Origin of the sequence: Microbacterium sp. H83 (assembly GCF_001650405.1) — a bacterium.
In the GTDB taxonomy this organism is placed as follows: Bacteria; Actinomycetota; Actinomycetes; order Actinomycetales; family Microbacteriaceae; genus Microbacterium.
The window spans coordinates 1-5,311 of the sequence record NZ_LWCU01000039.1 but is presented as its reverse complement, the minus strand read 5'-3'; the positions used below and the strand labels follow the sequence as shown (position 1 = coordinate 5,311).

Below are 5,311 nucleotides of genomic sequence, written 5' to 3'. Positions count from 1 at the left end.
CGTATGCTCCGCTCGCTGCGCTCGCAGGGACGAGCGCCCGGCAGGCCGGGCGCTGCCGCGCGGGGTGCGGGACCGCTGCGCGGCCCCTCCGGTGGTCCGGGCACGGCCTGCGGCGCTGCGCGCCTGCGGCTCGATCCTGCGCAGGGGTTCCGCCACCCTGGTCCCGCTTTGGCTCTTGCTCCCGCTCCCCCAGCCCGCGGCTCTGAGGCGCTGCGCGCCCTTGCCGATCTGGCTCGCGTGTCCCAATGTCGGAGGCCCCTCGTAGATTGTGAATGTCACATTCACTACCAGTCCCGGGAGGACGACGTGGAACCCAACATCAGCCGAGCGCTTCGCATCGACAAGTCCGCGGCAACGCGCCAGCGGGACGCTCAGGCCGCGGCCCAGGAGCGGGTCGCTCAGTACTACGACGCACGGTACGGCTCCGAGTTCGGAGCCCTGGTCCGCAACACCAACGACTTCGACTTCTGAGAAAGGCCCATCATGACCGCGTCACTTCCCACCCTGAACCGCCAGACCAATCCCCTGCTGACCGTGATGCGCGCCGCGGGGCGCGCGGGTGTCGCCGTCCTGCTGTGGGGCAAGCCGGGCATCGGCAAGTCCTCACTGCTGGGTGCTCTGGCCGAGGCGGAGGGGTTGCCGATGGAAACGGTGATCGCCTCTCTCCGCGAGCCCGCTGACTTTGCGGGCCTCCCGGTCGTACAGGACGCGGGGGTCGCGCTGTCGGCCCCCGCGTGGGCCACCCGGCTCGCCGCCGCAGACGAGGGCTATCTGTTCCTCGACGAGTTGACCACCGCCCCGCCCGCGGTGCAGGCCGCAGCCCTCCGGGTGGTGCTGGATCGGGTGGTGGGCGATCTCGCTCTGCCGCGAGGCGTGCGGATCGTGGCGGCGGCGAACCCGCCCGAGCAAGCCGCGGACGGATGGGACTTGGCCGCGCCCATGGCGAACCGGTTCCTGCACATCGACCACACGCCGGCTACCGACGACTGGATCGACGGAATGACCACCGGGTTCCGGGTCGCCGCCTCCGGGCGGGTGCTGGACTACTCCCCGATCCTTCGCGCCGCGAGCCGTGCCGAGGTCGCGTCGTTCATCCGCACCCGCCCCGATCTGCTGCACGCTCTCCCCCAGGACGACGCGGCGAGCGGGCGCGCATGGCCCTCGCACCGAACGTGGACGATGACCGCTGACGTGCTGGCGTTCCTGGACCCCGGCGACACCCCGGCCACCCTGCTCGCCGCGAGCGGGTTGGTGGGCGAGGGGGCCGCGACCGAGTACATCGCCTGGCGGTCCTTGAATGACCTCCCTGACCCCGCCGACGTGCTGGCCGATCCCGAGTCGGTGTCGTGGGCGACCCTCGAACCGTCCCGCGCGTGGGCGACCCTCACCGCCGTCACCGCCTACGCAACCGCGGACGGCACCAAGACGGGCTGGCTGTCGGCGTGGGCACCGCTCGCGGTCGCGGCGGGTGCCGGTTTGCAGGACGTGGCGGCGGCGAATGCTCGCGCGCTGCTCAAGTCCCGTCCTACCGGCACCAACCCGCCGTCGAGCGCGAAGGCGTTCCTGGCGATCCTCACCGAAGCCGGACTGATCCCCCAGGAGGTTGCAGCATGAACCCGACGATCCGCGCGCTGACGGACGACGAACGCCGCGCGCTGGCCGCGGCTCGTCTGGTGGCAGTCGAGTCCGCGCCCTACCTCGCGCACGCCCTGTTCACCGCGCGACCGGTCGCCGCCGAGGGGCTGGCAACGTTCGCCGTGGATCGCCACTGGCGGCTCTACGTCGATCCCGTCACGCTCACCGAGTGGGGGCCGGTCGTGGCCGGTGCCGTCCTCGTGCACGAGGTCTGCCACCTTGTGCGCGACCACGCCGGACGGGCCGAGTCGCTTCCCGGCCCGGTCGATCACACGCGGTGGAACTACGCCACCGACGCCGCGATCAACGACGACCTGCTCGCGGCTGGCCTTCCGCTGCCCGAGTGGGTCGTCACCCCTGCCGCGCTCGGCATGGATGAGGGCGGCGTGGAAGAGGTCTACTACGGCGTGCTCACGCCCGAGCCGCCGCAGACCGAGGTCGGTTGCGGATCGGGCGCGGGCGACCCCGTACAGGACTGGGAGCCGGGCCTGGACGACCCACAGACGCCGGGGCTGGACGACGGCCAGGTGACCATCACCCGCCGCAAGGTCGCACACGACGTGCGGGATGCAATCGCTCAGGGACGCGGCACCGTCCCGGCTGGCATGGCGCGCTGGGCGAGCGACGAGCTGCGAGCACCCAGCGTGCCGTGGCGGAAGGTGCTCGCCGGGATGGTGCGCCGCACCGCGGCCCTCACCGCGGGCCGGATCACCTACACCTACACGCGACCCGGACGCCGCCGCCTCCCCCAGATCGTGACGCCCGCCATGCGCGCTCCCCGCGTCACCGCCGCCGTCGTGGTGGACACGTCCGGGAGCATGACGAAGGCCGACCTCGACACGGCGCTGGCGGAGGTCAGCGGCGTCCTCAAAGCCGTGGGCGGCACCGTCCGGGTGATCGCGTGCGACGCCGCGGCCGCGTCCGCTCGCCACGTCCGCAACGCTCGCGACGTGCAACTGATCGGCGGGGGCGGCACCGATATGCGCGTCGGGATCACCGCTGCCGAAGCGCTCAAGCCGACCCCGGACGTGACGGTCGTGCTCACCGATGGAGACACCCCCTGGCCCGACTCACCGGGGCGCTCGCGGCTGATCGCCGTGCTCACTCGCGAGCACGGCATGAGCCGCGTGCCCGCATGGGCGCGTGCGATCCACGTCCCCACCGGCTGAGCGGGTCCAATGTCGGAGGCCCCTCCTAGAGTGTGAATGTCACATTCACTATCGCTAGGAGGGGTTGCCATGTCACTTCGCAACCAAATCATCGAAGAGTTCAAGGCACGCAATGACGGCCAGGAGCCTTCGGGCTCATACGTCCGCCTCATCGAGCGCCACCGGGTGAGCGAACTCGAGCCGACGAGCGATGAGGCGCGACGCATCCGCGGCGACATGGCCGAGCGGGAGGCGATCACCGCCGAGGCGCTGCGCCGGTGGTTCTCGATCCGGCACGAGGGTCTGCCGATCCCGATGCCCTCCGTGACCCGTCTGGAACACGAAGTGCGCCAGGAGCGGGCGGCGGCGCGATGAGCGCCCGCCGCCCCTCCGGGGTCGCTCTGGATGCCCTTGCGGAGCGGATCTGCGCCGCGGCGGGCACCGACCTCGCCGCAGTGCTGGCCGACCTCCGGGACGGCACACCCGCAACGGCAACGCCTGACGCGATCCGGGCCGGGTGGGCAGCCCCTGACACCGTGATCCCCGAGCGTGCCGTCGAGGTGTCCGGATGAGCCTCGCGCAGTTCACGCTCGGCGCTCGGCTGCGCGCCGAGCACTCTGGCAGGGCCGTCGAGGTCGCCCTGTACGCACCCGCGATCCCGCCGCTAGGCGGCATCGCGGTGACCGTAGACAGCGACGGCGAGCGCGTCTACATCACCGCGACAGACGGCGACGTGACGCACGCGGGCAGCGACCGGGCCGGTTTGGAAGCCTTGGCTGCGCTCGGCGCGACGATGACGGACCCTCGCCGGCCCCTCATCGTCGGCACCGGCCGCGACCTCGCAATCCTCACCGCCCTCGCTCGCGCCTACCCCGACGCGGATGCCTCGCCGGTCATCGGGTGGTGGGACGAGCGCGCCGACTTCCCCGGCTCCGATGCGGTGCACATCGCCACCGACGCAGCACGCCGACGCTGGGCGCTCGGCGTGCATCCCGACCGCGAGCTCGAACCCGCGACGTGGGCGCAATGGCTCGGCATCGAGTCCACCGGCCCGCACCTGCTGCTCGACCTCGCCCGCCTCACGGCATCCGGTCACACTCTCCCCGGCCTGCTCGACGCGAGCGTGCTGGACACCGCCTCATGGCAGCGCTACGTCAAGCGCATCGGCGCCGGTCGCCCCTGGTGGGCAAGGGACTCACGGCAGGATGCCGCCCTGGGACTCATCGCCCGTTCGCACGCCGTCGAATGGTTCGACTCGATCCGGCTGGACGACCCCCTCGTCGCCCTTGCCGCATCCCACGACGGCACGGTCGTCCCCGGCACAGTCCTCACCCGCACCGAGGACACCGCCGTCATCGCCGCCGACCGACCGCTGAGCCGCCTCCGCGTGGACACGAAGATCACCGGGTGGCTGGGCGAGCCGATCCACGCGGGCCGCACCGACGCACTGAGCGGCAGCATCGCCACCGCGAACATCGACACCAACGCCAGGCTGACCATCACCGTCGAGGGCATCCCGAAGCGGTCGAAGGCAGGCCAACCCGGCGAGCGGGTGACTCTGCGCCCGCGCCGTGTCGATCCGCACATGCAGGCGAACGCGCGCAGTCTCGCCGCACTCGGCTACCGCCGTGGAAACAACTGGATCGCCGGACGGGGAAAGCCCGTCACGCGCCGCGGCAACGCGCCCCTGGACGTGATCGTGGCCGCAGCCGATGACTGATCGGAATGTCGGAGGCCTCCCGTAGTCTGTGAATGTCACATTCACTATCACTACGGGAGGCACCGACCATGAAGAAGGCACCCGGCACCACACCCACGCCGACCGCCGCCCCGGCGAAGCCGGCGAGCGCCACTGAGCACCTACGCAACCCGACCCTCGCGCGCGCACTCTTCGCCGTGTGGAGCGGAGACGCCGCCGTGGTGATCGACTCCCCTCCGGGCGCGGGCAAGACCCACCTCATCACCAACCTCGCCCACCAACTCCACACCCGCGCTGGCATGACCGTCGCGATCGCCGCCCAGACCCGCGCCCAGGCCGTGGACGTCGCCAACCGCACCGCCGCCACCGGCACCCCTACCGTCCTGCACGTAGACGCCGAGAAGGGACGCCCGCGTGACCTCGACAGCACCGTCACCCTGACCAGCTCGCGCAGCCTGCGCCCCGGCGCTGGCGTCATCGTCGCGACCACCGCACGCTGGCATTGGGTACCCGCCAACCGCACCGCCCACTTCGACGTGCTGCTCGTCGACGAGGCTTACCAACTCACCTTCGGCGACCTCGGCGCACTCGGCGGCATCGCCGACCAATTCGTCCTCGTCGGCGACCCCGGACAGATCGACCCCGTCGTCACCGGAGCCACCCGCCGCTGGGAAACCCTCACCACCGGCCCGCAGAACCCCGCTCCCGCCGCCCTCATCGCCGCCCACGGCGACGACGTTGCCCGCCTCCGCCTTCCCCAGACCTGGCGATTCGGCCCCGACACCACCGACCTGCTCGCCCCGCTCTACCCCGCCCTACCGTTCACGTC

7 protein-coding genes are annotated in these 5,311 nt (G+C 71.7%); all 7 read left to right on the top strand.

The window, feature by feature from the left end:
- Positions 1-306: 306 nt before the first annotated feature.
- Positions 307-471 (top strand): hypothetical protein, encoded by a 165-nt coding sequence (locus A4X16_RS17875; RefSeq protein WP_157560201.1) that lies wholly within the window; start codon positions 307-309, stop codon positions 469-471.
- Positions 472-483: 12 nt separating this feature from the next.
- Entirely contained in the window at positions 484-1,614 is a 1,131-nt protein-coding gene (locus A4X16_RS13875; RefSeq protein WP_067121504.1) for an ATP-binding protein, read from the top strand.
- Complete coding sequence (locus tag A4X16_RS13870) at positions 1,611-2,804, top strand: vWA domain-containing protein (RefSeq protein ID WP_067121502.1); 1,194 nt, start codon at positions 1,611-1,613, stop codon at positions 2,802-2,804. Before A4X16_RS13875 ends, A4X16_RS13870 begins: the two co-directional genes overlap by 4 nt.
- A 69-nt stretch (positions 2,805-2,873) precedes the next feature.
- Positions 2,874-3,158 carry a hypothetical protein gene (locus A4X16_RS13865; RefSeq protein ID WP_067121500.1) on the top strand — a complete coding sequence of 95 codons (285 nt, stop codon included), beginning with the start codon at positions 2,874-2,876 and terminating at the stop codon, positions 3,156-3,158.
- Entirely contained in the window at positions 3,155-3,355 is a 201-nt protein-coding gene (locus tag A4X16_RS13860) for a hypothetical protein (RefSeq protein WP_067121498.1), read from the top strand. Before A4X16_RS13865 ends, A4X16_RS13860 begins: the two co-directional genes overlap by 4 nt.
- Positions 3,352-4,503, top strand: a complete 1,152-nt coding sequence (locus A4X16_RS13855) for a hypothetical protein (protein ID WP_067121497.1) — start codon at positions 3,352-3,354, stop codon at positions 4,501-4,503. Before A4X16_RS13860 ends, A4X16_RS13855 begins: the two co-directional genes overlap by 4 nt.
- A gap of 68 nt (positions 4,504-4,571) precedes the next feature.
- A partial coding sequence (locus A4X16_RS13850) for an AAA family ATPase (protein WP_197491844.1) occupies positions 4,572-5,311 on the top strand: 740 nt, incomplete at its 3' end.